This window comes from Streptomyces sp. NBC_01257, assembly GCF_035917255.1.
In the GTDB taxonomy this organism is placed as follows: Bacteria; Actinomycetota; Actinomycetes; order Streptomycetales; family Streptomycetaceae; genus Streptomyces.
The window spans coordinates 54,380-80,429 of sequence record NZ_CP108472.1; the positions used below are offsets into that span (position 1 = coordinate 54,380).

At 68.5% G+C, this 26,050-nt stretch carries 23 protein-coding genes and 1 pseudogene; 18 read left to right on the top strand and 6 right to left on the bottom strand.

Features of this window, described 5'->3' with window-relative positions:
- Complete coding sequence (locus OG408_RS00245) at nt 1-885, bottom strand: carbohydrate ABC transporter permease (RefSeq protein WP_326667264.1); 885 nt, start codon at nt 883-885, stop codon at nt 1-3.
- 90 nt (nt 886-975) lie between these two features.
- Complete coding sequence (locus tag OG408_RS00250) at nt 976-2,292, bottom strand: ABC transporter substrate-binding protein (protein ID WP_326667266.1); 1,317 nt, start codon at nt 2,290-2,292, stop codon at nt 976-978.
- 254 nt (nt 2,293-2,546) lie between these two features.
- On the opposite strand from OG408_RS00250, the gene OG408_RS00255 reads away from it, so the two are divergent.
- Both OG408_RS00255 and OG408_RS00260 read left to right on the top strand, forming a co-directional pair.
- Nucleotides 2,547-3,593 carry a LacI family DNA-binding transcriptional regulator gene (locus OG408_RS00255; protein ID WP_326667268.1) on the top strand — a complete coding sequence of 349 codons (1,047 nt, stop codon included), beginning with the start codon at nt 2,547-2,549 and terminating at the stop codon, nt 3,591-3,593.
- A 36-nt stretch (nt 3,594-3,629) separates the two neighbouring features.
- On the top strand, nt 3,630-4,706 hold the full coding sequence (locus OG408_RS00260) for a LacI family DNA-binding transcriptional regulator (RefSeq protein ID WP_326667270.1): 1,077 nt from the start codon (nt 3,630-3,632) through the stop codon (nt 4,704-4,706).
- Between the two features lie 195 nt (nt 4,707-4,901).
- Here OG408_RS00260 and OG408_RS00265 read toward each other — a convergent pair whose 3' ends face one another.
- Together OG408_RS00265 and OG408_RS00270 are read right to left on the bottom strand one after the other, a co-directional pair.
- Complete coding sequence (locus OG408_RS00265) at nt 4,902-5,960, bottom strand: MFS transporter (protein WP_442805986.1); 1,059 nt, start codon at nt 5,958-5,960, stop codon at nt 4,902-4,904.
- Between the two features lie 207 nt (nt 5,961-6,167).
- Nucleotides 6,168-7,097 carry a LysR family transcriptional regulator gene (locus tag OG408_RS00270; protein ID WP_285574450.1) on the bottom strand — a complete coding sequence of 310 codons (930 nt, stop codon included), beginning with the start codon at nt 7,095-7,097 and terminating at the stop codon, nt 6,168-6,170.
- Between the two features lie 127 nt (nt 7,098-7,224).
- On the opposite strand from OG408_RS00270, the gene OG408_RS00275 reads away from it, so the two are divergent.
- The 15 genes and pseudogenes from OG408_RS00275 (at nt 7,225) to OG408_RS00345 (ending at nt 21,924) form a co-directional block, all read left to right on the top strand.
- Nucleotides 7,225-8,226, top strand: coding sequence for a fumarylacetoacetate hydrolase family protein (locus OG408_RS00275; RefSeq protein WP_326667273.1), 1,002 nt, complete (start codon nt 7,225-7,227; stop codon nt 8,224-8,226).
- Nucleotides 8,223-9,185, top strand: a complete 963-nt coding sequence (locus tag OG408_RS00280; protein WP_326667275.1) for a cyclase family protein — start codon at nt 8,223-8,225, stop codon at nt 9,183-9,185. Before OG408_RS00275 ends, OG408_RS00280 begins: the two co-directional genes overlap by 4 nt.
- Nucleotides 9,186-9,208: 23 nt before the next feature.
- On the top strand, nt 9,209-10,339 hold the full coding sequence (locus tag OG408_RS00285) for an FAD-dependent oxidoreductase (protein ID WP_285574440.1): 1,131 nt from the start codon (nt 9,209-9,211) through the stop codon (nt 10,337-10,339).
- The gene (locus OG408_RS00290; RefSeq protein ID WP_285574438.1) at nt 10,336-11,334 is read left to right on the top strand and encodes an amidohydrolase family protein; all 999 of its coding nucleotides are present in this window, start codon (nt 10,336-10,338) and stop codon (nt 11,332-11,334) included. Before OG408_RS00285 ends, OG408_RS00290 begins: the two co-directional genes overlap by 4 nt.
- A 20-nt stretch (nt 11,335-11,354) precedes the next feature.
- The gene (locus OG408_RS00295; RefSeq protein WP_326667278.1) at nt 11,355-12,293 is read left to right on the top strand and encodes a VOC family protein; all 939 of its coding nucleotides are present in this window, start codon (nt 11,355-11,357) and stop codon (nt 12,291-12,293) included.
- Nucleotides 12,294-12,409: 116 nt separating this feature from the next.
- Entirely contained in the window at nt 12,410-13,381 is a 972-nt protein-coding gene (locus OG408_RS00300; protein WP_326667280.1) for a fumarylacetoacetate hydrolase family protein, read from the top strand.
- Nucleotides 13,382-13,395: 14 nt separating this feature from the next.
- A complete protein-coding gene (locus tag OG408_RS00305) occupies nt 13,396-14,154 on the top strand; it encodes an SDR family NAD(P)-dependent oxidoreductase (protein ID WP_326674433.1) in 759 nt (252 codons plus the stop codon).
- A gap of 334 nt (nt 14,155-14,488) precedes the next feature.
- The gene (locus tag OG408_RS00310) at nt 14,489-15,244 is read left to right on the top strand and encodes a CoA transferase subunit A (RefSeq protein WP_285571964.1); all 756 of its coding nucleotides are present in this window, start codon (nt 14,489-14,491) and stop codon (nt 15,242-15,244) included.
- Nucleotides 15,244-15,894: a CoA transferase subunit B gene (locus OG408_RS00315; RefSeq protein ID WP_326667284.1), complete on the top strand. Its 651-nt coding sequence runs from the start codon at nt 15,244-15,246 to the stop codon at nt 15,892-15,894. Before OG408_RS00310 ends, OG408_RS00315 begins: the two co-directional genes overlap by 1 nt.
- Before the next feature lie 177 nt (nt 15,895-16,071).
- Nucleotides 16,072-17,280: an FAD-dependent monooxygenase gene (locus OG408_RS00320; protein ID WP_326667286.1), complete on the top strand. Its 1,209-nt coding sequence runs from the start codon at nt 16,072-16,074 to the stop codon at nt 17,278-17,280.
- Between the two features lie 23 nt (nt 17,281-17,303).
- Nucleotides 17,304-18,344 carry a cupin domain-containing protein gene (locus OG408_RS00325; protein WP_326667288.1) on the top strand — a complete coding sequence of 347 codons (1,041 nt, stop codon included), beginning with the start codon at nt 17,304-17,306 and terminating at the stop codon, nt 18,342-18,344.
- 34 nt (nt 18,345-18,378) lie between these two features.
- Nucleotides 18,379-19,245, top strand: a complete 867-nt coding sequence (locus OG408_RS00330; protein WP_326667290.1) for a fumarylacetoacetate hydrolase family protein — start codon at nt 18,379-18,381, stop codon at nt 19,243-19,245.
- A 97-nt stretch (nt 19,246-19,342) separates the two neighbouring features.
- Nucleotides 19,343-19,792, top strand: coding sequence for a MarR family winged helix-turn-helix transcriptional regulator (locus OG408_RS00335; protein WP_326667292.1), 450 nt, complete (start codon nt 19,343-19,345; stop codon nt 19,790-19,792).
- Nucleotides 19,793-20,110: 318 nt separating this feature from the next.
- A complete protein-coding gene (locus tag OG408_RS00340) occupies nt 20,111-20,575 on the top strand; it encodes a MarR family winged helix-turn-helix transcriptional regulator (RefSeq protein WP_326667294.1) in 465 nt (154 codons plus the stop codon).
- 180 nt (nt 20,576-20,755) lie between these two features.
- Nucleotides 20,756-21,924 (top strand): annotated as a pseudogene (locus OG408_RS00345) (MFS transporter).
- 135 nt (nt 21,925-22,059) lie between these two features.
- On the opposite strand, the gene OG408_RS00350 reads toward OG408_RS00345, so the two are convergent.
- Together OG408_RS00350 and OG408_RS00355 are read right to left on the bottom strand one after the other, a co-directional pair.
- The gene (locus OG408_RS00350) at nt 22,060-23,835 is read right to left on the bottom strand and encodes a glycoside hydrolase family 3 protein (protein WP_326667296.1); all 1,776 of its coding nucleotides are present in this window, start codon (nt 23,833-23,835) and stop codon (nt 22,060-22,062) included.
- Nucleotides 23,836-23,894: 59 nt separating this feature from the next.
- The gene (locus tag OG408_RS00355; protein WP_326667297.1) at nt 23,895-25,250 is read right to left on the bottom strand and encodes an MFS transporter; all 1,356 of its coding nucleotides are present in this window, start codon (nt 25,248-25,250) and stop codon (nt 23,895-23,897) included.
- 164 nt (nt 25,251-25,414) lie between these two features.
- On the opposite strand from OG408_RS00355, the gene OG408_RS00360 reads away from it, so the two are divergent.
- Complete coding sequence (locus OG408_RS00360) at nt 25,415-26,047, top strand: TetR/AcrR family transcriptional regulator (protein ID WP_326667299.1); 633 nt, start codon at nt 25,415-25,417, stop codon at nt 26,045-26,047.
- Nucleotides 26,048-26,050 lie beyond the last annotated feature (3 nt).

The window sequence follows — 26,050 nt, forward strand, 5'->3', positions numbered from 1 at the left end:
TCAGCCCTCCGTGATGTCGCGCCGTGAGACGCGGTAGACGGCCAGGCTCACCATCAGGCACACGACGGTGAGCAGCAGGGCGATGGTGCTGCCGTAGCCGTAGTCGCTGTAGGTGAACGAGGTCTGGAACATGTACAGGGTCAGTGGAGTGGTCCCGTTGCCCGGGCCGCCGTTGGTAAGAGCGACGACGGAGTCGAACACCTTGAGCGTCCCGTTGATGCTGAAGATCAGCGACGACATCAGCACGGGCAGGGAGAGCGGCAGCACGATGTGGCGGATCAGTCGCAGCCCCGAGGCTCCGTCCAGGCGCGCCGATTCGAGGACTTCGTCGGGGATGTCGACGAGGCCGGCGAAGAGCAGGACGGCGTAGAAGCCCATGGAGCGCCAGATGTCCATGAGGATCAGGACCCAGAACGCGCTGCCTGCGCTGCCGAAGAAGTCGATGGAGTCGATTCCGACCGCGTTGAGCAGGGAGTTGACCGGGCCTGTCTGCGGGGCGACTTGGAAGAACTTCTGGAAGAGCAGGCCGACCGCGACGGTGGGCAGCACGACCGGGAAGAAGGCCAGCGTACGGATCAGCGCTGAGGACCTCTTGAGGAAGAAGACGTACAGCAGGGCCAGGAGGTAGCCAGCGACGACCTGGCCGACCGTGACGAGCGCCGCGTATTTGAGGGTGAACCAGAGGGCGTCGCGGACGGCCGGGTCCTCGAACAGCCGGGAGAAGTTGGCGCCGCCGTTTCCGGTGAATCCCTCGATGGTGTTGCCCTGGGTGAAGGAGTACCCGAGGGACCACACGATGGGGACCAGCATGATCAGTGAGTAGACGAGGAGGGCGGGGCCGAGCAGGATCGCGATGGCCCTGCGGTCACCGAGTACGCGGTGCATGGATGGTGTCCACTTCGTTTCCGTTGAAGAGACCTGTCGGACGGAACCGGGGGCGGTCCGCGCGGGGAGGCTTCGGCCGCCCCCGGTGGGTCACTTGGCGGTCAGCGCGTCCTGGACGGTCTGCATGAACGCCTTTGGCTTCATGCTCCCGGTGACCAGGCCGGCCGCGTTGGTCTGGCTGACGGTGGTGGCCTTGGTGCTGAACAGGGCCTCGAACCACAGGACGTTCTGCTTCGACTCACTGATCGTCTTACGGACCTTGGTGGTGACGTCGTTGGCGTCCATCACCCCGGTGTTCACCTTGAAACCGGAGATGGAACCGTGATTCTTGAGCGCGGTGCTGCCGTAGTTCTTGGCGATGCAGGAGACCCAGTCACCGGTCTTCTTGTCGAAGGACTTCGCACCGAGGGTGATGCCGAGGCCGACGTTGGAGGGGTACTGGTCGATGGATCCCTTGCCGCCCGACACGGCGGGGAAGGGCATGAAGCCGACGTTCTCCGCGCCGACCTTGTTCTGCTTCTCGTCCGAGATGTTTGCCAGTGCCCAGTTGCCCATGTAGAACATGGCGGCCTTGCCGTTGAGGAACTGGTTCATGGCGGTGTCGTAGTCGATGGAGCCGACGCCCTTGCCGAAGTAGCCCTTCTTGCCGAGGCCGGCGATCTCCTCGGCGGCCTTCACATACTCCGGGTCGGTCAGCTTCGCCTTGCCGTCGGCCACCTTCTGGAGGGCGTCGGGCCCCAGGCTGCGGTAGAGGTACGTGCTCAGCAGGCGGGTGATGGGCCACCCCTGCTGACCGGAGGCGGAGAAGGGCTGAACGTTCTTGGCGTCCAACTTCGCCGCGGCGGCCACCAACTCGTCCCAGGTTCCCGGCACGGCTATGGCGTTCTCCTGGAAGAGCTTCTTGTTGTAGAAGATGCCCTCGATGTTGTACTCATACGGCAGCACCTGCAGCTTGCCGCCGTACAGCGCCTTGATGGTGGAGACGGCGGCCGGCTCGAGTTGATCGAGAACGCCGAGAGAGGTGAGCTCCTTCTCCAGGTCGGCCACCTTGCCCGACTTCGCCAACTGCTGGGTGAGCGCGGGGGCGTTGCCCGCGGCGAACTGCACCGGCAGCGCATCCTGGCCTGCCAGCAGTTGCAGCTTCTGATCGAGGCTTGTCTGCGGCACGGTCTCCACCTTCAGTGGCAGAGCGTCGTTCGCCGCCTTGCACGCGCCCTTGGACATGGTGGTCAGGGCCGTCTTCACGGTGGTGTTCTCGGTGACGCTCAGGTAGCTGAACTCTTTGGGTGCGGCCGAGGAACCGGAGCCGCTGCCGCCGCAGGCGGTGGTGACCAGCGCCAGTGAGGCGGTGGCGGCCGTGAACAGGCTCAGACGCGCACGACGGGCGTGAGGCATGCGAAGGGACACGGAGACTCCCGAAGGTCTTTGAGAGAAGGGGCGAGGAACGACGAGCGGCGCTGAGGAAAGGAAACGAGTCCAACCGCACAGAAGGTTGTGTGTAACGTTCTCCACCACGAAGTGGGCAACACCCTGCACCGCCCGCAGCTATCCGTCAAGACACAGAGCCGTAACACCGAGGTCCGACCCTGTAGCCTTGTGGCCATCCAGAGGTCATTATGTAGACCGTTACACTCGTACCTACGAAGTCTGGAGTACTGACGATGGGCGGGGCCGAACCCAAGCAGAACAAGCGCGTGACCATCACCGACGTCGCCCGGCACGCCGGCGTGTCCGTCGCCGCGGTCTCCAAGGTGCTGCGCAACGCCTACGGCGTGAGCCCCGGCATGCAGGAGAAGGTGCGGGCGGCCATCGCCGAACTGGACTACAGGCCGCAGGCGGCGGCACGCGGGATGCGGGGGCGGACGTACACGATCGGCGTGCTCCTGGACAACGTCCGCAACGCCTTCTTCGCGGACATCCTCGACGGCATCCAGGAGGAGCTCCGCACCAGCGAGTACACCGTGTTGATCGGCGCGGCCGGCTTCGACCCGGACGAACAGGCGAAAACCATCCGTTCCATGGTCGACCGTCAGATGGATGGCTTGATCCTCATCGCTCCGGGAACCTCGCGCGCCGAGGTACTGGCAACTGCGGCGGCCACGCCGACCGTCGTCATCGGTCACCACGACGCAACCGACACCCACGACTCGGTGGTCGACGCGGACGACACCGGCGCGGGCCTGGTGGTCGACCATCTGGTGGCGCTCGGACACCGGGACATCGCCCTCGTCGCGGCCCCCGGCACCAGAGCCAATCAGTGGAAGCGCACACCGGAGGTCGTCCTCGCGGGCGGCTACCGCTCGGCCATGGAACGGCACGGACTCACCGAGCACGTGCGGGTTCACCACGCCGCGTACTCCGACGAGGGCGGGTTCAAGGCCGGCATGACCCTGCTGACCATGGAGCGGCCGCCGACCGCCATCATGACCGGCGCCGACGTCGCCGCCCTGGGCATCTACCGGGCGGCCCACGAACTCGGAATGCGCATCCCCGAGGACCTCTCGCTCGTCGGCTACAACAACACCGCTCTCGCTGCCCTGGCCACCGTCCAGCTCAGCAGCGTCGATCAGGCGGGACACACCATGGGCTCCACCGCCGCCCGCATGCTCATCGAGCGCGTGGAAGGCAGGCGGGACCGGTCCATGCAGACGACTATGACCCCACGCCTCGTGCAACGCAGCACCACCGCAGCCCCAGTGAGCCCTTGAGTGATGGCCCACCAACTGCCCACGACCATTCCTTTCGTGAACAGGACACCGGCACACGGGCTGGAGACAAGGACGGCTCGCGGCGGCAGGGCGCGTCGAAAGGTGGGCGTCAAGGACGTTGCGCGCGAGGCCGGTGTGTCGCTCGGCACCGTCTCGAACGTCCTCAACCACCCGGAGGTCGTCGCCGAGGCCACCCGCAAGCGCGTCCTCGACGTGATCGGCTCGATCGGATACGTACGCGCCCAAGGCGCACAGCAGGTGGACGGTCTGGCCTCCCGTGTCATCGCCGTCCTGGGGCTGAACGGGGCGGATCCGTATTTCACGGCGCTGGCCACCGGCGTCGAGCAGGCCGCACGCGAGGCCGGCCTCGGCGTCATGGTGTGCACCGGCACCCGCGAGGCGGCGGAGGACGGTCGGCATCTCGCCCTGATCGCCGCGCACCGGATCCGCGGAGCCGTGCTGGTTTCGGGCGAGGGAGCAGTCCGAGCCGCGGCTGCGTTGCGTCGGCATGCACTGCCTTTCGTCATGGCCGACCAGTACGTGCTCGAACCGGCTGCGTGCTCCGTGGGAATCGATGATGTCGCCGGGGGATACGCGGCAGTCCGTCACCTGCTCGCGCAAGGGCACCGGTCTGTTGTGCACGTCGGCGGTCCCTACGAGTTCGCGCCGATACGGGACCGGCGCACAGGAGCACGTCGTGCCATCAGCCGGGCCGGGCTCGCCTCGGACTCCCTGCATGAGCTCTCGTGCCCAGGCCTGACGGTGGGCGCAGGCAAGGACGCGGGTCAGCGCATCCTCGGCCTGGCGGACCGGCCGACCGCCGTGTTCTGCGCCGACGATCTGCTCGCTCTCGGAGTGATGCAGGCCCTGTACGAGGCCGGACTGAGAGTGCCCGACGACATCGCGTTGGTCGGCTACGGCGACCTCGACTTCGCAGCGTCCGCCGTCGTGCCGCTGACCACGGTGCGGCGGCCGGTCGTCGCCATGGGGCGGCAGGCCGGCCGCCTGCTCATCGAGGACACGGCGCACAACGCCGTTCACGGACATGTCCACGTCGTACTGCAGCCGGAACTGGTCGTGCGCCGGTCCACCTTGGCAGCGCCGGCGCGGTGACCCCGGTGGTCAGGGCTGTTCGTGAACATGGTGCAGCGGGGCAGCGGCCGGCGTCCGGTGGGCGAGGAGAAGTGGCGCACCCGCGAGAAGCAGGGTGGCCAGGCCGAGCGCTCCGACGGCCGAGCTCAGGTCTCCGAGAGCTTCCTTGCCTCCGAGGAGGATCAGTGGGCAGGCAAACTCACCCAGGAAGAACGCCTAGGTCCAGAACCCGGTGCCGCGTCCCCGGTCGGCGAAATCGAGTCGGGACATGGCCAGCGTCAGGAGGGACGGCAGCAGCAGGCCGGTGCCCACGCAGTTCACCACGGCACCGACGATCAGCAGGGGAAGGCTGTCGCTCATCGCCATCAGGAGGAACCCAGCGGCACACAGCAGGAAGACAATGGGCAAATGGTGCCGTGGTCGGCCGGTGAGGCGGGTGAAGAGCACCGAACCGAGGACGGTGGCCGCACTCGCGACCGCGGTGACGGCACCGATGCCGCCGGTGGAGTCGACGCCCAGGCCATCGAGGAGAAAGGACATCTCCACAGGCACGGTGTAGAAGACGACAGCACCGAACGCGGTCAGTAGGCAAAGGCCGGCCATACGGCGTATCGGAAAGGGCCGGTTGTCCGCCGTGGAGGCGTTCGGCTCGATCTCCATCGCTGATGAAGCCAGTGGTGCCGGCAGTACGCGCGCCATGGCGGGAGCGAGCAGCAGTCCGATTCCGTACATCCAGAACGGCGCCTGCCAGCCGGCCCCTCCAAGGGCCCCTCCGAGGACGAAGAAGACGGTGGCGGATGCTGAGGCGCACATGGTCTGCAGCGCGAGGTAGCGGTCGCGGACGCGCCCCGTGTAGTAGTCACCGATCAGCGTCGTGCAAGCGGTCATGATCGCCGCCTCGGCCACACCCACCAGCACGCGGCTGGCGAGAATGCCGTACAGCGAGTCCACCCACAACGGAACTGTGCCCAACAACGCGTACAGGACCGTCGCCACGATCAGCAGGCGCTTGCGGCCGAGACGGTCGACGACGACACCGGCAAAGGGAGCCAGCAGGGCCAGCGACAGCGCGGGAACGGTCAGCACCAGGGGCACCAGGGCCTCGCTGCCGGCGACGCCCTCGAAGTGCTCCTGCATGCGAGGCAGAACCGGTGCGAGCAGCACAGCGCCCAGAACAGGCAGGCAGCTGCCGGCCATGAGGAGAGCAGCGGGTAGTTTCCCCTGCGTATCCGGGACGTCGTGGGCGTCGGAGGGCGGGATGACGGGAGCGGGCATGGCGGCACTCCAGAGCGGGAGGCGGGAAGGGAGATGCGCGTGGCAAAAGATCCGTCGGTCGAAGACGTCGGCGCACGGCATGGGGATGTGCCACGACTATGCGGCCCCCCCGGGTGGCCTGCCCAGCCCTGCCGCGATCCGATTTTCGGATGCCTCGGATCCACTGGGCGGATACCGCCGGTCCAGATCGTCCGCTCCCGCCACCTGTCAGGACGGCTCCGGTGTGTCGTGCCCGTCGGCCATGCGTCGGCCGACCCGGGCCGCCGTTTCGCGTAGCCAGATGTGTGCGGCGTCGTGCGTGTGGACGGGGTGCCACCACATTGCCTCTCGCAGCGGCACCGCTTCGTAGGGTGGTTCCAGTACCCGCACGGCAGCGAGGGGCGTCATCAGGTGGGCGAGGCGGGCCTGGATCAGCGCGATGCGCCGGGTGCCGGCAACCAGCAGCGGCAGCAGTTGGAAGCTGTCGACGGAGACCTCCACGCGCGGTTCGACGCCGAGCATGCCGAGTTGCCGTACGGCCGGGGCGTCGTAGGTGCGCTGATAGGTGACCCACGGCAGCCGGGCCAGGTCCTGGCGGGTGAGCCGGTCCTCCACACTCGGGTGATCGTTGGCGACGAGGAAGACCCACCTGTCCTGGTAGAGGTCGGTGGCGGGGAAGTCGCTGACCACTCCGTGCGGCATGAGCAGTCCGTCGGTAGTGCTCAGTAGCGTGGCCGTGTCATCGACGATGGTGGTCGGGGGCTGGGTGAAGCGCAGGCGGATGCCGGGAGCCTCCTCATGCACGACCCGGGCAAGCTCGGTACCGAACACGGCGACGGCGTAGTCGGAGGCGATCAGCTTGAATTCGCGGCTCTCACTCACTGGGTCGAAGTCGGCCTGACTGGCGAACAGGCGCTCCAGTACGTCATAGGCGGTCGCGGTGCGGTCGAGGAGAACCTGCCCGAGCGCTGTGAGTTCGTAGTGGCCGCCGACCCGGGCGAGCAAGTCGTCGTCGAAGTGGCGGCGCAGTCGGGCCAGGGCGGCACTCATGGCCGGTTGGCTGAGCCCGACGCGCTGTCCGGCGCGCGTGACATTGCGCTCCTCCAGCAGAGAACGCAGCGCGACGACGAGGTTGAGGTCCAGACGGGACAGGTTCACAGGCGTTCCCTTTGCGATAAGGCGCCGACCAGCGCGAATAAACACAATGGATGACTGTGATCCATAGAATCGATTTCCATGATTGCCGGTGGCAGGTTCAGATTAGTCACATCGCAATCAGGAGGACATGTCTGTGAAACCTGCACCCGCGTCCGCGCTCTTCGCCGGACCGTTCGCCCTCGCCACGCTCTCGGCCCCGAACGGACCCGCGTTCCCCGCACTCGTCACACCCGACGCCCAGGTGATCGAACTGCGAGCCGCATTCGACGACGATCGGTTGTCCATCCGGAGCCTTCTTGAGAACTGGGAGGCCGCCCTCCCCCGGCTGGAAGCCCTGGCCGAGGACGGCGGACAACAGCGAAAGCCGCTGGCGGACTACCAGGTGCACGCCCCCGTCGAGCCCCGCCAGATCTTCCAGTCGGGTGCGAACTACCGACAGCACGTCATCGACCTCCACGTCGCGCACCGCGCCCCGAACGACGCCCGTTCCGAGGAGGAGCGGCGCGCGGAGGCGGCGGAGATCATGGACCGCCGGGCGGCCGAGGACCTGCCGTACGTGTTCATCGGGCTGCCGAGCGCGATCACCGGTCCGTATGACGACGTCGTGCTCCCCTCGTGGGCCGAGAAGCCGGACTGGGAGCTGGAGTTGGCCGCCGTCATCGGCCGGCCCGCCTACCAGGTGTCCGCCGAGGAGGCACTGGACCACGTCGCCGGCTACACCATCGCCAACGACCTCACCGATCGCACCACGGTCTTCCGCCGGGACATGCCGCAGATCGGCACGGACTGGCTGCGCAGCAAGAACGCCCCCGGTTTCACCCCGCTCGGCCCCTGGATCGTGCCTGCCGCGTCGGTCGCCGACCCGGACGACCTGCAGGTAACGCTGAAGCTGAACGGCGAGACCATGCAGGACGAGTCCACCAAGGACATGATCTTCAACGTCGCGCGGGTGGTGGCCTACGTCTCGCAGACTGCACAACTCCTTCCCGGTGACGTGGTGCTGACGGGCAGTCCGGCCGGAAACGGCATGCACTGGGGTCGGCTGCTGCGTGACGGTGACGTCATGGAGGGCACGGTCACCGGGCTCGGCGTCCAGCGCACCCGCTGCGTCGCGGAGGGGACGTCATGAGCCTCGACCGCACTGACCCCGAGGGTTCGATCGCCGTGGCCGCCAAGGCGTACAGCAACTGGGGCCGCTGGGGCGAGGACGACGTGCTCGGCACCCTGAACTTCCTCGACGAGGCCAAGCGCCGCGAGGGGGCCGCCCTGATCCGGCGAGGTGTCAGCTTCTCCCTCTCCCAGCGCTTCGACATGGACGGCCCGCAGAAGGGCTGGCGCCGCCGCACCAACCCCGTGCACACGATGCTCGACACCGGAACCGACGCCGTCCTCACCGGGCAGGGCTTCCCGCACGGCATCGGTGGCGCCGACGACGTCATCGCGATGCCGTTGCAGTGCTCCACCCAGTGGGACGGGCTCGGCCACATCTTCGATCACGGCAAGGCGTGGAACGGGCGCCCGGCGGAGAAGGTCGTCACCTCCGAAGGCGACCTGGTCACCGGCATCGAGCACATGGCACCGCACGTGGCGGGACGCGGGGTGCTCCTGGACGTCGGCCGGGTTATCGGTGAGAACGGCGAACTGCCCGACGGGTTCGCGATCACCGCAGAGCACCTGACGGCCACGGCGGACGCCCAGGGCGTGAGCGTAAGCCGCGGCGACATCGTCCTGGTGCGTACCGGACAGCTGGCCCGGGTCCGCCGCGACGGCTGGGGCGAGTACGCCGGCGGACCGGCTCCCGGCCTCTCCTTCACCGCGGCCGGCTGGCTGCACAACACGGAGATCGCCGCGATCGCCACCGACACCTGGGGCTTCGAGGTCCGGCCCAACGAGTTCGAGAACGCCTTCCAGCCGCTGCACCAGGTCGCCATCCCCAACATGGGCCTGCTCATCGGGGAGATGTGGGACCCGGACGCGCTCGCCGAGGACTGCGCCGCGGACGGGGTGTACGACTTCTGGCTCACCGCCGCCCCCCTGCCGATCACCGGCGCGGTCGGCAGCCCGGTCAACCCGATCGCCGTCAAGTAATCATCGGAACAAGGGAGTTCCCCATGAGAAACGACCGTACGGTCCTGGTGATCGGCGGCGGTGCGGCCGGCAACGCCCTCACCATCCTGCTGCGCCGCGCCGGCCTCGACGTGGAGCTGATCGAAGCGAAGGACGATTGGAACGCCACCGCGGGTTCCGGCATCACCCTCCAGGGCAACGCCCTGCGCGTACTGCGCGAACTGGGCGTGTGGGAGCAGGTGCAGGCATCGGGCTACGGTTTCGGCTCGGTGGGCATCACCGCCCCCGACGGCACCGTCCTGCACGCCCAGGACGACATCCGCAGCGGAGGCGACGACCTGCCGGCCACCGTCGGCATGCAGCGCCCCCAGCTGCAGCAGATCCTTATCGACGCGGTGCGCGCGAGCGGAGCCCACGTGCGCCTGGGCGCCGAGGCCACCGCCTTCGACCAGGACGACGACGGCGTCACCGTGCGCTTCAGCGACGGCTCCGAGGGCCGCTACGGCCTGGTGGTCGCCGCCGACGGCCTCGGCTCCGCCACTCGCGCCGCGATCGGCATCACGGCGAAGCCGGAGCCGACCGGCATGGCCATCTGGCGCATCGCCGCCCCCCGCCCAGCTGGTCTCACCCGCACCGACCTCGCCTACGGCGGCCCGGCCTACATCGCCGGCTACTGCCCCACCAGCGACACCACGCTCTACGCATACGTCGTCGAGGCCAACCGCGACAGGGCATCCATCCCGCCGGAGACCTACGCCGACGAGATGCGCCGACTGACCTCCGCGTACGGCGGATTCTGGCCGGCGATCACCGCGACCATCACGGATCCCGGGCAGGTCAACTACACCTGGTTCGACCGGATGCTCGTCGAGGGGTCCTGGCACCGCGGCCGCATCGTGCTCATCGGCGACGCCGCTCACTGCTGCCCGCCCACCCTCGCTCAGGGCGCCGCCCTGTCCCTGGAGGACGCCTGGGTCCTCGCCCAGATGCTGACCGAGGCCGGCACCTGGGGCGACGCACTGTTCCAGGCGTACTACGAGCGCCGCATCACCCGCGTCCGGCCGGTCGTGGAGGCGTCCGTCCAGATCGGACAGTGGCAGCTCGACGGAGTCCGCGACGCCGACGTGCCCGGCCTGATGGGCCGCACCATGACGATGCTCCGGGAGCTGCCGTGACATCCCCGACCGTGGACGTCCACGCCCACGTCCTGCTCCCCGAGATCGAGGCGCTCGTCGCCGGTATGCCCGCGCACGCCGAGGCCAAGGAGCTGGACGCCCGACGCAACGGCCCCGACGCCCTTGCCGTCAGCGGCCCCATGGTCCGTGCGCGCATCCCGAAGATGACCGATGTCACCGCACGCCTCACGGCGATGGACGCCCAGGGTGTCGACGTCCAACTGGTGAGCCCTTCCCCCTCTCACTACCACTACTGGGCGGACCGCGACACGGCCGAGAAGGTCTACCGGCTCGCCAACGAGGCCACCACCGCACACTGCGCCCAAGCTCCGGACCGGCTGCGCGGGCTGGGACTCGTACCTCTCCAGCACCCTGATCTCATGGTGCGCGCCCTCGATCACGCCCTCGGCCAGGGGCTGGCCGGTGTGGAGATCTCCAGCCACGCACCGGGGCGCGAGCTGTCCGACCCGGCGTACGAGCCGTTCTGGTCACGGGCCCAGGAGACGGGTGCGATTCTCTTCCTGCATCCCTTCGGGTGCACGCTCGACGAGCGTCTGGACCGGTGGTACCTGTCCAACACCGTCGGCCAGCCCGCCGAGAACGCCGTGGCCCTCTCGCACCTGATCTTCTCCGGGGTCCTGGACAGGCACCCCAGCCTGAAACTGATCGCCGCCCACGGCGGTGGTTACCTGCCCACCCACATCGGCCGGTCCGACCACGCCTGGTCGGCACGCTCCGACGCCGGCGCGGGGTGCGCGCACCTGCCCAGCAGCTACCTCAGGCGGATCTACTTCGACTCCCTCGTCCACGACCCGCGGGTGCTGTGCTCACTGATCGAGGTCGCGGGTGCGGACCGGGTCCTGCTCGGCTCGGACTTCCCCTTCGACATGGGATCCGAGGATCCGGTCGGCGCGCTGCGCGCCGCACGACTGCCCGAGACCGATTTCGACGCGGTACGCGGCGGCAACGCCGCCGCCCTGCTGCGACTCGCCTGACCTCAACGAGGAGGAACACCATGAACGCACGCCTGCTCACCCACCTGCGGCACGTCGACCTCGCCGTACCCGACTACGACAAGCAGCTCGACTTCTACGCCGGAGTGTGGGGCCTGACCAAGGTCGCCGAGGACTCCGGGATCTCGTTCCTCGCCGCCGAGGGCTCACCCGAGCGTTACGTCGTACGGCTGCGCAGGGCCGAGGAGAAGCGCCTCGACCTCGTCTCCTACGGTGCCGCGAACCCGGCCGACGTGGACACCCTCGCCGAGCGGCTGCTGGCCGGGGGCGTGGAACTCATCACCCGTCCCGGGAAGGTGGACACCCCGGGCGGCGGGTACGGCTTCCGCTTCTTCGACGTGGACGGACGCACCATCGAGGTCTCCGCCGACGTCGAGGTCCGGCAGCACAGGAAGATCGAGGAGAAGGAGGCGATCCCCGTCAAGCTGTCCCACGTCGTCCTCAACTCCCCCGACCTGAACCGCACGCGCGAGTGGTACGAGCGCCACCTCGGCTTCGCCCTCTCCGACACCCTCAGCTCACCGCACATGGGCGAGGTCATGCACTTCATGCGGATCAGCAACCAGCACCACTCGATGGCCATCGCCCAGGGCCCGCACACCGCCCTGCACCACGTCTCCTTCGAGATGCGCGGCATCGACGAGTACATGCGCGGCTCCGGCCGGGTCATGCGAGCCGGCTTCAAGAAGATCTGGGGCCCCGGCCGCCACATGGCGGGCGACAACACCTTCACGTACTTCCTCGACCCGCACGGCAACACCGTCGAATACACCACCGAGCTGGAGAACCTCGACGAGGACACCTGGCACCCGCACGTCTACGACTTCTCCCGGCCCGAGGTCACCGACCAGTGGGGCACCGCCAACGCGATGAACGAGATCGTCGCCAAGGAGTCGTTCAACGACCCCGACCGCGGCGTGTTCGTCGCCCCGCCCGTCTGATCGGACGAAACCCGGGGCGCGGCGGCACAGCCCCTGCCCGACGCACCCCGCCGTGCCCCGGGAACACCCCTCCCCCCGCCCCCTCTCCCCTGACCCCACTTCGCTGGAGCCGCACCATGCGCTTCGCCGCTTACGACAGTCCGCACGGCCACCGGGTGGCCGTCGTGGAAGAGGACGGCACACTCTTCCCCCTGCCCGGCGTCACGTCTCTGACCGCGCTGCTCGCGGAGACCGACGGGCTGCCCGGCCTGCTCGCCGCAGGCGCGGCGGCACTCGATGTGCCTGCCGGGCCCCATGTGTCCCAGGTGCGGCTGCTGTCCCCTCTCCAGCCCTCCTCGGTACGCGACTTCGTCACCTTCGAGGAGCACGTCGAAGGCGTGCGCCGATCGATCGACGGCGTCACCGGGGTGCCCGACGAGTGGTATGCGGCACCGACCTTCTACTTCACCAATCCGCACGCGGTCTACGGACCCCGGGACGGGATCCCGGTGCCGCCCGGCTCCGCGGTGCTCGACTTCGAACTCGAAGTGGGCGCCGTCATCGGCCGCGAAGGCCGTGACCTCACACCGGAACGGGCCCGCGACCACATCGTGGGCTACACCGTCTTCAACGACTGGTCCGCACGCGATCTCCAGTCCGCCGAGATGAAGGTCGGCCTCGGCCCGTGCAAGGGCAAGGACACCGCCACCACCCTCGGCCCCTACCTCGTGACGGCCGACGAGCTGGAGCCCCACCGCGACGCCGAAGGCTTCCTGCGGCTCGCCCTCACCGCCAGGGTCAACGGGGAGACCGTCGGCGAGGACCTGCTCTCCAACATGAGCTGGACCTTCGAGGAGATGACCGCCTACGCCTCACGCGGCACCCGCGTCGTACCGGGCGACGTCCTCGGCTCGGGCACCTGCGGCAACGGCGGCTGCCTCGCCGAACTCTGGGGCCTGCGCGGCAAGCAGACCCCACCCCCGTTGCGGCCCGGTGACACCGTCAGTCTGACCGTCGAAGGTATCGGCACGCTCACCAACACCGTGGTCCCCGGTGTTGAGCCCCTCCCCCTGCCTGCCGGCCGGCTCCGCAACCGGGAACGTCCGTGACCGACCAGCCCTCCATGAGACTGCTCGGCAAGGTGATCGTCGTCACCGGCGCGGCCCGTGGTCAGGGCGCCGCCGAGGCAGCCGCCCTCGCCCGCGAGGGCGCCCACGTCATCGCCACAGATATTGAACCCGTGCACGGATGCCGTGGTCTCGACGTTGCCAGCGAGAAGGACTGGGCCGGCCTCGCCGCCGAACTGCGGGAGACCCACGGGCAGGTGCACGGCCTGGTCAACAACGCCGGCATCACGTGGCGCGCACGCGTCGGCGATGTACGCCCCGACGACGTGGCACGCGTCCACGCGGTCAACGTCACCGGCCCTCTCCTGGGCATCCAGCACCTCACGCCCCTGATGCCCCCGGGCTCCTCCATCGTGAACGTCGGCTCGTCCGCGGCCCTCACCGCCCACTACCCGGTCGCGTACACGACCAGCAAGTGGGCCCTGCGGGGCCTCTCCAAGGCCGCAGCGCTGGAGCTCGGCCCCCGCGGCATCCGGGTCAACATGATCCATCCCGGTTACATCGAGACCGAGATGACCGCCTCCACCGCCCCAGCATTCCGCGAGGCCAACATCCGCGAGACCCCGCTGGGACGCACCGGAAGCGTCGACGAGGTGGCTCCCCTGGTGGTCTTCCTGATGTCCGACCAGTCGTCGTTCATCAGCGGAGCCGAGATACCCGTCGACGGCGGCCTCACGGCACACGGCGGCGTCAAGTCCATATCTGACGCCCTTCGCCCCGAAGCCGTGGTACGAAGCGGCTCGAAAGCAAGGTGACTCCGATTTCCGGCACCGCGCGAACCGCAGGGCCGGTCAGCGGCCCTGCGGTTCGTCGCTGAAGGCGTGGAGGCCGTCGAAGGCGACCCGATCCACGAGTAGGCCGTCGTGGGCCCAGCAGCTCGTCGCCCCGACGGGCGGCACTGCTCTCGCCCCAGCCCTTTGGACTTTACCGACGAGACTCAGCCCGCGCCTGGACCGAAGAGACCGCGGACGCGTTCGGCGAGATCGACATCGTCTACACCAACGCCGGCGCCGTCCGCGCCATTCTCGTCGTCGACGGCCGCCGGTCCACCGTCCTGCCCGGCGCCATCACAGACAAGGAATCACACACGTGAACAAAGCCAGCGGCAGCGCCGCCGAGGCGGTCACAGACATCCCGTCAGGTGCCTCACTGGCCGTCGGCGGTTTCGGGCTTTCCGGCATTCCCGATGTGCTCATCGACGCCCTGCACAAGCAAGGGGCCAGCGGCCTGAATGTCGTTTCCAATAATTGTGGAGTGGACGGCCGCGGCCTCGGCATCCTGCTTGCCGCAGGACGCATCTCCCGTGTAACCGGCTCCTACGTGGGCGAGAACAAGGAGTTCGCCCGGCAGTACCTCAGCGGAGAGCTGGAGGTGGAGCTGACCCCGCAGGGCACGCTCGCCGAACGCCTGCGGGCCGGTGGCGCCGGGATACCCGCCTTTTACACGCCTGCCGGCGTCGGTACCCAGGTGGCGGAGGGCGGCCTGCCCTGGCGCTACGCGCACGACGGCACGGTTGCCGTCGCCTCGCCGCCCAAGGAAACCCGGGACTTCTCCGGGCGCACGTACCTTCTGGAGCACGGCATCGCCACCGACTTCGCCCTCGTCCGAGCATGGCGGGGCGACCGCCACGGCAACCTCGTATTCCGCCGGGCTGCGGCCAACTTCAACCCCCTCGCGGCCATGGCCGGCCGCGTCACCATTGCTGAGGTCGAGGAACTCGTCGAACCCGGCGAGCTGGCCCCCGACGAGGTCCACCTGCCTGGCATCTACGTGCAGAGGGTTGTGGAGCTCACCCCCGAGCAGGCCGCCGACAAGCACATCGAGAAGAGGACGGTGGGCAACTGATGCCCTGGACCCGCGAACAGATGGCCTCCCGCGCAGCCGGGGAACTCGCTGACGGCTCCTACGTCAACCTGGGCATCGGCCTCCCCACTCTCATCCCCGGCTGTCTCCCGCCCGGGGTGCACGTCGTGCTCCACTCCGAGAACGGCATCCTCGGCACCGGTCCTTATCCCACCGAGGACCAGGTGGACGCGGACCTCATCAACGCCGGGAAGGAAACTGTCACCGTCCTGCCCGGTGCCTCCTTCTTCGACTCCGCGCTCTCCTTCGGCATGATCCGCGGGGGTCACATCGACACCGCCGTTCTCGGCGCCATGCAGGTGTCGGCCCGAGGCGACCTCGCCAACTGGATGATCCCCGGCAAGATGGTCAAAGGCATGGGCGGCGCCATGGACCTCGTCCACGGCGCCCGGCGCGTCATCGTCCTCATGGAGCACACTGCCAAGGACGGCAGCCCAAAAATCATGGAGGAGTGCGCCTTGCCCCTCACCGGTCGGCAGTGTGTGCACCGCATCATCACCGACCTCGGCGTCCTGGACGTCACCGACCGCGGCTTCGCCCTCGTCGAAACAGCCCCGGGCGTAACGTTCGCGGACATCACCACGCGCACCGACGCTCCCGTTTACGCGGACAGTCACACAGCCGCATGCTGATCGGACGGACCTGACGTCCCGTCTTCCCCGCCGGCCTTTCCCCCTGAACCGTTGACACCGGGGTAACACCCTCACAATATAGCCAGTACACCAATGATTGATGTACTGATCATTTGCGCGCGCCTCGCGCTTCCCCTCGGTGTCCTCCACTTCCCTGACCAAGGAGGCCATATGTCCGTGACCCCTGTTGCACTCCGCATCGCCGTGGTCGGCGGTGGTATCGGCGGCCTGGCCGCCGCACTGTCGGTCGCCCGCGCCGGTCACCACGTGACTCTCCTCGAACGAGCTGCCCAGTTCGGGGAGATCGGAGCCGGTCTGCAGCTCGCACCGAACGCCTCACAGGCACTCGAAGAACTGGGGGTGCTCAACGCAGTCCAGCGCACTGCGGTCGCACCGCCCCGGCTCGTGATGATGGACGCCCTGAGCGGCGAGCAGGTCACCTCTCTCGATCTGCGCAGCTCTGCGTACACCGAACGCTTCACACATCCCTACCTCGTCACCCACCGCACGGACCTGCACGCAGCCCTCCTTGCCGCCTGCCGGGAACACCCAGCCGTCACGCTGCGCACCGGACACACCGTCACGCACGCCGAACAGGATGAATCCGCCGTGCACCTCCATTTCGCCGGGACGGCGCCGAGGCTCACGGCCGACGCCGTCATGGCGGCGGACGGTCTGCACTCGCGGCTGCGTCAGGCCCTGGTCGGCGACGAAGAGCCGGTCTGCTCCCGCTACGTGGCCTTCCGCGGGGCCCTTCCCGCCGACAGGATGACCGGCCGGATGTCGCAGCACGCCGCCTCTGATGCCGTCATGGTCTGGGCAGGGCCTCGCATGCACCTGGTGCAGTACCCGGTACGGCGTGGCGAGCTCTACAACCAGGTCGCCGTGTTCGAGAGCGACCACTACACACCGGACTCGGACGACTGGGGCACTGAGGCCGAGCTCGAAGAACGCTTCGCCGGAACATGCCAGACCGTCCGCGACGCCCTGCCTCTGATAGCACGCGACCGGCGCTGGCCCCTGTACGACCGCCCGCCCATCGACAACTGGGTCCACGGCAGGATCGCCCTGCTCGGTGACGCCGCACACCCGATGCTGCAGTACCTGGCCCAGGGAGCCTGCCAGGCGCTGGAAGACGCCGTCGCACTCGGGCAGTCCTTCGGCCGGTTCACAGACCCTGCGGACGCCTTCGCCGCGTACGCCGACCAGCGCCGGGAGCGCGCCGCACGGATCCAGACCAACGCCCGCCGCTTCGGCGAGATCTGCCACCTGGAGGGCATGGGCGCCACCCTGCGCAATCAGCTCTTCGCGTCACGAGCGTCCGACGACTTCAACGACGTCTCCTGGGTGTGGACACCTGCCCCTTCCGCCGTCCCCACCCCGTGATCCCGCACTCGCAGGAGGACACCTTGACGACCGATGAACTTGCTTACAAGGCACTGGAGGGACTCGGAGCGGCTCCGCTCTGGCGCTTCTACGGCAACCTGTTCCCCGCAGCGCCGAAGAGCCGCGCCGTGCCCTACCGATGGAGCTGGCAGGAGCTGCGGCCTCACCTGCTGCACTTCTCCAGGACCCTGTCCCTGGAGGAGGCCGAACGCCGGGTCCTCATGCTCGTCAACCCCGGCCTGAGCGACCCCCCGGCCACGGTCAACACGCTCTATGCGGGCCTGCAGATCATCCTGCCGGGCGAGACTGCCCAGGCCCACAGGCACACCTCCAACGCCTTCCGCTTCATCCTCGAAGGAAGTGGCGCGTGGACGACGGTCAACGGCGAGCGTGTCTTCATGGCCCCGGGTGATCTGCTGCTGACTCCGGGATGGCACTGGCACGATCACACCCATGAGGGTGACGCGCCGATGATCTGGCTCGACGCTCTCGACTACCCGCTGGTCAACGCTCTGGAGGCCGGCTTCTACGAGAAGTTCCACCAGCGACTCCAACCGGTCACCCGAGCCGATGACGCCGGCAGCAGGCAGTTCCTCCACGGCCGGCTCAACCCCGTCTGGCTCTCCCAGGACGGGCCCAACTCCCCCGTGACCCGCTACACCTGGCAGGAGACCGAGCGGTCGCTGGAAGGCATCGCTGACACCGCCGAAGGGAGCGGCGTCGACGGCATCGTCCTGGAGTACACCAACCCGTGGACGGGCGGCCCGGTCATGCCCACCATCGGCTGCCGCATCCAACGCCTGCGCCCCGGCTTCCAGGGAGCCGGCCGCCGGCACACCGCGTCCACCATCTTCAACGTCGTACGCGGCGAGGGCGCCACGATCGTGGACGGCGTGCGTCTGGACTGGTCCGAGCACGACACCTTCGCGGTTCCCGGCTGGGCCTCCTACCGCCACCTGAACGCCTCCACCTCGGACGATGCCGTCCTGTTCTCGTACAGCGACGAGCCCGTCATGCGCTCGCTCGGCCTCTACCGCACCGAGAGCGCCGATCCCGGCGCCTGATCCACCACACCCGACACTTCACAAGGAGGCCACGATGCGCCTGGCCCTGTTCAACCAAGGACGCCTCGGAATCGTCGACGGCGACCACCTCGTCGACGTGACCGAACAACTCGCCCAAGGCAGCACCCCCGGTGCGGCCGGACCACTGCTCCAGCACATCGAAGCCCTCGCCCGCGGCGGCGCGGTGGATGTCGACGTATCCAACTGTGCACGCGTCCCGCTCAGCGATGCGGTCCTGGAATCCCCGCTGCCCCGCCCCGGAAAGGTCGTCGGCGCTCCGGTCAACTACCTCGACCACAAGGCGGAGATGGAGTACACCACCTCGGTCGCCGACCTCGGTGTCTTCCTGAAAGCCAACTCCTCGGTCATCGGACCGGGCCAGGACATCGTCCTGCCCTACACGGACAAGCGCACCGACCAGGAGGGCGAACTGGGCGTCGTCATCGGGCGCACCGCCACTCACGTCGACGCAGCCGACGCACTCGACTACGTCTTCGGGTACACCTGCGTACTGGACATCACCGTCCGCTCCGGCGAAGACCGCTCCACACGCAAGTCGTTCGACACGTTCACACCGATCGGACCCTGGATCGTCACCGCCGACGAGATACCCGACCCCGACTCCCTCGATCTACGCTGCGATGTCGGCGGCACCACCCGGCAGCGCACCAACACAGCCGACCTGATCTTCGGGGTGGCAGACCTGATCGCCTACACCTCGTCCGTGATGACGCTCCACCCCGGCGACATCATCGCGACCGGCACACCGGCAGGCGTGGGACCACTCAGCCACGGGGACCGTGTCGTGCTGGAGATCGAGCAGGTCGGCCGCCTGGAAGTGGGGGTCGACGGCTCACGGGCCACCCCCTACGACCAGCGCCCCGGGCGTCGGCCCCGCTGACGGACAAGTCGCACCCAAGGTGGTGTCGCGCACTCTCTAGACTCCATCAGACCGGCTGCCTCCCTGCCGGCACCACCTCGACGACGGACGGAGCGCCGTGGCACGCGCACTGGAGCTGCCCAACTACATCGGCCATCTGATCCGGCGTGCCGAACAGGTGCACACAGCCCTCTGGGCCCAGCACGTGTCCAGGGAGATCACTTCCCAGAAGTTCGCCATCCTCAACGCCCTCAGCCGGGACCCGGGCATCGACCAGCGGACTCTCGCACACCTCACCTCACTGGACCGTTCTACCGTCAACCATATGATCCGCCGCCTGACCGACCAGCACTACGTGGGCCAGGTGCGCGACGAGGGAGACCTCAGGCGAACCCTGCTGAGCCTCACCGACGAGGGTGCCGAACTGCTCGACTCCCTGATCGCTCCAGCAGAACGGATCAACGAACTGCTCCTCGGATCACTCCCCGCGGGTGAACGGGCACTGGCCGTCGACATCCTCAGCAGACTCGCCTCGCTGGACGAGGAGTCGCTCCGCGACAAAGCATGAGACCTGGATACCTGGCTGGCCCACAGATCGTCGCCGGAAAGGTACTGCGCCGAGCTGTAGGCGGCGGAACCGGCCGGAGTCACCTTGGACTTGTAGATCCTTCCACTGTCCAGGCTGCACCCGGTCACGGCGTCAGTGCCGTCGATGGAAACGGTCACCACACCCGTGGTTCCCGCAGTGCCATGCTCTGAGCTCGGCAGGCCCTACGCTCGTCGCGAGGGCCTGAAACTTCGAGGGATCCTGACAGGGCCTACCGGCTGCCGTCCGAGCACCAGTAGATATTTGACATAGCTATATCTGAGTACCTATTACGAGGCCGTGCCCGATCACCATGCGTCCGAGCAGGACATCGACCTCGTAGCCTCCGGGCTCGTGTCATGCCTGCCCGCGCTGGCCAGGGCCATCGAGCGGCAGGTCGGCGTACGGTATCCGCACCCGAAGCCGCCCGAGGCGCAGCTTGCGCTGCTGCGTCATGCAGAAGCCAACGACGGGGTCACCGTCCGTCGGGCCGCGGACGCTCTGCTGATGAAGCCCAACAACGTGAGCGCTCTGGTCACCACAATGACCGAGCAAGGCATGTTGGAGCGACGGCAGGATCCGGCGGACAAGCGCATCGCCCACCTGCACGTCACCGGGTCCTCCCGGCATCAGCTGAACGAGGTCCAGCACCTCATGTGCGATCTGGTCGCCCAGGCGCTGCGCACGATGACCGACGGGGAACTCGACGCCCTCGGCTCGGCGCTGACCGCGCTGGACGAGCGTCTTCGTCCCGCCGCTGACTGATGGCGTGTGCCGCCTCGGCCGGCACACGGCGACGACAGACATTCCCCCTCTGATCTCGGGCTCTTTCATATCCGGTCGCTGTGCCGCTGGCTGCCTGCTGCCTTCTTCCGCTCGGGCTCGCGCTGTCGCGCGCCCGTAGCGCCATTCCAGTCCCATGCCTCACGAAGGAAAGGCACCTTCATGCCTTCCGACGTCTTGAACCCATCGCTGCCTCATGCCCGTTCGGCGCTCGAGGCACCACCCCGGGGCCGGCGCGCCAATCCGTGGCTCACACTGATCGCTGTGGCGTTCGGCCTCTTCATGGGCGGTCTGACGGCTCGGTGGTCTCGATCGCCAACCCGGAGATCGGCCGCGATCTGAACGCCTCCACCGCGGACATGCAGTGGGTCACCAACTCCTATCTGCTCGCACTGGCTGCGGCTCTGATCCCCGGCGTCATCCTGCTGGCCCTCGGCCTCCTCGCCGTCGTCTTCGGTGTCGTCAAGGCCGAGACATGGGGCTGGATTTCGGGCAGCACCCTGGGCGCCATCGGTGCGGGCGTGCTGATACTCGCGGTCCTCTGCTGGTTCGAGACCCGGACAGCGCACCCTCTGCTGCCGATGCGCCTCTTCTCCAACCGGGCGCTGACCATCGGCGCCGTCATCACCGCGCTGAACTTCTTCGTTCTGCTCGGCGTGATCTTCTTCGTGATGCTGTACCTGCAGAACGTGCGCGGCTTCACGCCGGTCGAGGCCGGAGTGCGCACCCTGCCGCTCAGCCTCGCCTCGGTCGTGGCCTTTCCGCTGGGCGCCGCGCTCACCGAGAAGTTCGGCCCACGGCTGACGATGCCCCTGGGCATGATGCTCCAGGCGGCCGCCTGCTTCGCGATGCTCGGCCGGGGCGCCGACTCCTCCTACACCGCCATGTGGCCCCCGTTCATCGCGCTCGGACTCGGCGTCGGCATGGTGATGTCCTCGTCCTCCGACGCCATCGTCGGCAACGCGCCCGTCAAGGACGGCGGTGTCGCGGGAGGCCTTCAGGCGACGGCACTCCGTGGGCGGCGCGCTCGGAACCTCCGTCCTGATCTCCCTCATCAGCAGCCGTGTCGGCTCCACCCTGGTCGGCGAACCGGCGTGCCTGCCAAGGCGGCCGAAGGCATGTCCGAAGCGAAGGACGCAGTGTCCATGGGCGTCGCCCCCGTCTCCGGCGAACTGCCCGTCCAACTCAAGTCGGCCGTCATCGAAGGCAGCCACCAGGCGTTCATGAACGGCGTGCACACGGCGGTGCTGGTCTCCGGCGTGCTCTGCGTCCTCGGCGCGCTGCTTGCGGTGACCGGCGTGCGACGGACGGCCGAGGCGGCCCGTCACTGACGGACCTGCCGGCCGTAGCAGCGGCGGGCACTCCTCGCCTTCGGGCCGCATACCAAACGGCGCTCGGGCCCGGAACCACCTCAGTGGTTCCGGGCCCGAGCGCCTTCGGTCGTCAATCCCCCGGGGCTGGGGGGATCAGAGGGCCAGGCCGTGGCCGGCGGGGAAGACCGGGTGCTCGGTGTCGTTGGGGACGTCCTCGCGGGAGGCGGAGATGGCGGCCATGGATCGGGGAAGCTCGAACGGAAGCCGGCCCTGGGGCGTGGCGTGTCCGAACGCGATGTCGAGGAGAGCCGAGTCGGAGGCACCGAAGTCGGCGAGCAGCGCTGCGGCGTGGTCAGCGATCTCGGGGAGTACGGCCGCGCGCTCCAGGTTGACGCAGACGAGCGTGGGGACGGTCTTCATCAGGTCGAGCAGCGGGGCGAGTTCGGCCGGGGAGAAGGCGAGGTCGCCGGAGTGGAAGAAGGACTCGAACTTGTTGGGGCGCTCCTCGTAGGGGGTGGCGAGACGGACGACGGCGAGGTCCGCCTCGGCAGGGTCGGTGACGATCTGCCCGTACGGTACGGCTGCTTCCTGGCGCACGCCTTGGAGGTAGAGCTTGGGAGTGCCGGTGAGCGGGAGGAGCGCGTCGTGGTTGGTCAGCACGGTGATGGCGCGGCGCTGGGCGTCTTCGCCGGCGGCGGTGAACTCGGCGTTGCCGACGACGCGTTCGGCGGCGTCGACGTCGACGTAGGGGTTGTCGAAGAGGCCGAGGACGAACTTCTCCCGCAGCAGGCGGCGTACGGAGGTGTCGATGCGTGCTTCGGTGATGCGGCCGGAGCGGACGAGTTCGACGATGAGTTCTGGGCACTGTTCGCCGCCGAACTGGTCGGCGCCCGCGTCCAGGGACTTGGCGGCCCGTTCGGCGGGGGTGAGGTGCTCGACGCCCCAGGCTCGGGCGACGTGGGTCTCGCCGAAGATCTCGGCGTCGGTGAGCAGGCCCCAGTCGGTGCAGACGATGCCGGTGAAGCCGAGTTCGTCGCGGAGCAGGCCGGTGAGGACGTCCTTGTTGAAGCCGAAGGCGACTTCTTCCCAGTCGGTGCCGATGGGCTGGCCGTAGTAGGGCATCATCTGCGAGGCGCCGGCGGCTATGGCGGCCTTGAACGGGGCGAGGTGGTAGTCGCGCATGCCGCCCGGGTAGACCTGTTCCTTGCCGTGGGGGAAGTGCGGGTCCTCGCCGTCCTTCTGCGGGCCACCGCCTGGAAAGTGCTTGACCATGGTGGCCACGGACTGGGTGCCGAGTGCGTCGCCCTGGAGCCCGCGGATGTAGGCGGCGGCGAGTTCGCCGGTGAGGCGGGCGTCATTGCCGAAGGTGCCGTTCTGCCGCGACCATCGTGGGTCGGTGGCGAGGTCGATCTGCGGGTGCAGCGCGACCCGGAAACCGACGGCCAGGTACTCACGGCGGATCGTGTCGGCGAAGCGGTGGACGAGTTCGGCGTCTCCGATCGCGCCGAGGCCGATGGGCTCGGGCCACTGGGAGAACGCGCCGGCGTTCAGCGCGGCGCCGGGGTTGTCGGTGAAGGCATTGCGGGGGTCGGTGGAGAGCGTGACGGGAATACCCAGACGGGTGGCGGCCGCCCGCTCCTGAAGAGCGTTCTGCCACAGAGCCGTCTCGCGGACGCCATAGCTGCCGAGCAGGTTGAAGTGGCTGAGGTTCTTCTCCTCGAGCAGGTCCGTGGTGCTCATGGGGACCATGGCAGGGTCCCCGGCCTCGACGGGAGTGCCATCCGCGTTCATGGTGAGCATGGTGTGGAAGAGCTGGCCCGCCTTCTCCTCCAGCGTCATCCGGGCGAGCAGGTCCTCGGTGCGCTCGTCGGGGGTGCGGGCGGGGTCCTGGTACGGGTGGCCTTCGTTGCGGGGTACGCGGGTGGTCATGGTGGTGCTCCTGTGGTGCGGAGCGGGCTTTGCGGCCCGCGGGGCGGGGGTGGGGGTAGTCAGCGGACGGTGCGCACGCACTGGATCGCGGTGGCGCCCAGAGCGGCGCAGATCCCGCCGAGGAGGAAGAGCGCGGTGTAGTTCTCGCCGCCCGCACCGATCGCGAGGACAGCCGGGGCGATGACGGGGACGAGGGACTGCGGAAGGGCGTTGGCGACGTTGAGGACGCCCATGTCCTTGGCCGAGGTCGCCGGGTCGGGCAGCACCGCGGCGGCGAGCGCCAGGTCGACGGCCATGTAGAGGCCCTGGCCGGCGCCGAAGACGAGCAGTGCGACGAGGAACAGGCTGTAGCTGTGGGCGAAGGCGAGAAGTGCCAGCCCGACGCCGACGAGGAGGGCCGCGAAGAGCACGAAGGGCTTGCGGCGGCCGATGCGGTCGGAGAGGAAGCCACCAGCCACCGACGCGGCGACGCTCATCAGGACCATGACGATGGTGCCGAGGAACATCTTCCCGGTGACGTCGTCCTCGCTGTACCCGAGGCGGTCCTCGAGGAAGTAGACCTGGTACGTGGTCACCGCCGACATGGCGATGAAGACCAGGAAGCGGCTGGCGAAGTTCCAGCCGAAGTCGGGGTGCTTGCGCGGGTTCACCCAGAAGCTCCGCCCGAATTCCCTGATCCCGTAAGCAGGGAAGCTTCCCTTCACGGCGGGCCGGTCCGGCATCACCGTACAGAGGTAGCCGACACCCGCCAGGCCGAGCACGGCGGGGACGATGAAGGCGAAGGCGAGCGTGTCCTTGAAGACGTTGGCGAGCATGGACCCGAGGATCATCGACAGGGCGCTGCTCATGCCGACGAGGCCGGAGACGCGGGCGCGCTGATCCTCAGGTATCAGGTCGGGAATGGTCGCGGTCAGTGCGGCCAGTGCGGCGTTGCACCCGAGCTGCGCCAGGGACCAGCCCAGGGTGAGGAGCAGGACGCTGTCGCCGAAGGCGATGACCGACAGGCCGGCGAGACCTACGCTCATGCCGCCCAGCAGCCACGGCTGGCGGCGGCCGAAGCGGCCGGTGGTGCGGTCGGAGAGGGCACCGAAGAGCGGGTTGGCGATCAGTGCGAGGACGGCGCCGACCGCCATGACGGTGCCGAGCTTCGCGCCCCGCTCCCCCTTGGGGACGATCTCGTCGACCCTGAGCGCAAGGGTCACGATCACCGGCGTCAGGGTCGCCAGGAAGATGCCCAGCTGTGCCAGCACAATGCCGGCGACCAGGGGTCCGGGTGCCTTCGGCGGCGCGGAGGAGGCCGGAGTCGAAGCATCCTGCCCCGCCGGGGTGGACGAGGCACCGGGCGGTACCGGGTCCCCCTCCCGGTCCGTACCTGCTGGGGCGGCCATTGCCGGGGGTCGGCTGTCGAAGGCCATGAGGGCTCCTTGCGGCTCTCGACCGGCTCCGTCGCCGGTTCGTTTCGCAAGACTAAGCGAAACCCGAGTGGGCACTAGGTTTTCATTGCGTGGCGTGGATCACACCCAAATCAGACGCGGGGCTCATAGGAAAGGGCGTTCCGCCGGCCCGTAGGCTGGGGCGCATGCCTCCCCGAAACCCCCGCGGCAGCTACGCCGTGGGCGACGAACGCCGCCAGCGCATCCTGGACGCAGCAGTCGAGCACTTCGCCCGCAACGGCTACCACGCCAGTTCACTCGCACGGATCGCCCACGACGTGGGCATCACCCAGGGCGGCCTGCTTCACCACTTCCGCAGCAAGGAAGACCTGCTGCTCTCGGTCCTGGGCGAGAGCGAAGAACGTGACCGCGTCTGGGCCTTCGGCGCGAAGGTCATGACCGCCACCCAGCACGCGACCGCCCTTCTGGAACTTGCCACCCTCAACGCCACCCGCCCGGGCCTGGTGCGCATGTTCACCGTCCTGTCCGCCGAAGCCGCGGAACCGGGGCATCCCGCCCACGCCTACTTCACCGAGCGGTACGCACGGCTGGTGGAGCACATCTCCGCCGTCTACCGGCGCGGAATCGAAACGGGCGAGATCCGGCCCGGCGTCGACCCCCTCGCCGTTGCCGAAGAAGGCCTTGCCGTCATGGACGGACTGCAGATCCAGTGGTCACTGAAACCCGCCACGTTCGACATGGTCGGCCGGCTGCGCGCCTACCACGACCGCCTCCTGCGCGACATCACCGCGGCGGGAACGGGCCTGCCCGCGGCCTGAAAC

Excerpts from the sequence above, each read along its gene's own strand:
- OG408_RS00245 (WP_326667264.1), bottom strand. The coding sequence starts at position 885 with ATGCACCGCGTACTCGGTGACCGCAGGGCCATCGCGATCCTGCTCGGC.
- OG408_RS00255 (WP_326667268.1), top strand. The coding sequence starts at position 2,547 with ATGGGCGGGGCCGAACCCAAGCAGAACAAGCGCGTGACCATCACCGAC.
- OG408_RS00265 (WP_442805986.1), bottom strand. The coding sequence starts at position 5,960 with ATGCCCGCTCCCGTCATCCCGCCCTCCGACGCCCACGACGTCCCGGAT.
- OG408_RS00275 (WP_326667273.1), top strand. The coding sequence starts at position 7,225 with ATGTCTGTGAAACCTGCACCCGCGTCCGCGCTCTTCGCCGGACCGTTC.
- OG408_RS00280 (WP_326667275.1), top strand. The coding sequence starts at position 8,223 with ATGAGCCTCGACCGCACTGACCCCGAGGGTTCGATCGCCGTGGCCGCC.
- OG408_RS00285 (WP_285574440.1), top strand. The coding sequence starts at position 9,209 with ATGAGAAACGACCGTACGGTCCTGGTGATCGGCGGCGGTGCGGCCGGC.
- OG408_RS00295 (WP_326667278.1), top strand. The coding sequence starts at position 11,355 with ATGAACGCACGCCTGCTCACCCACCTGCGGCACGTCGACCTCGCCGTA.
- OG408_RS00300 (WP_326667280.1), top strand. The coding sequence starts at position 12,410 with ATGCGCTTCGCCGCTTACGACAGTCCGCACGGCCACCGGGTGGCCGTC.
- OG408_RS00305 (WP_326674433.1), top strand. The coding sequence starts at position 13,396 with ATGAGACTGCTCGGCAAGGTGATCGTCGTCACCGGCGCGGCCCGTGGT.
- OG408_RS00315 (WP_326667284.1), top strand. The coding sequence starts at position 15,244 with ATGCCCTGGACCCGCGAACAGATGGCCTCCCGCGCAGCCGGGGAACTC.
- OG408_RS00330 (WP_326667290.1), top strand. The coding sequence starts at position 18,379 with ATGCGCCTGGCCCTGTTCAACCAAGGACGCCTCGGAATCGTCGACGGC.
- OG408_RS00350 (WP_326667296.1), bottom strand. The coding sequence starts at position 23,835 with ATGACCACCCGCGTACCCCGCAACGAAGGCCACCCGTACCAGGACCCC.
- OG408_RS00355 (WP_326667297.1), bottom strand. The coding sequence starts at position 25,250 with ATGGCCTTCGACAGCCGACCCCCGGCAATGGCCGCCCCAGCAGGTACG.
- OG408_RS00360 (WP_326667299.1), top strand. The coding sequence starts at position 25,415 with ATGCCTCCCCGAAACCCCCGCGGCAGCTACGCCGTGGGCGACGAACGC.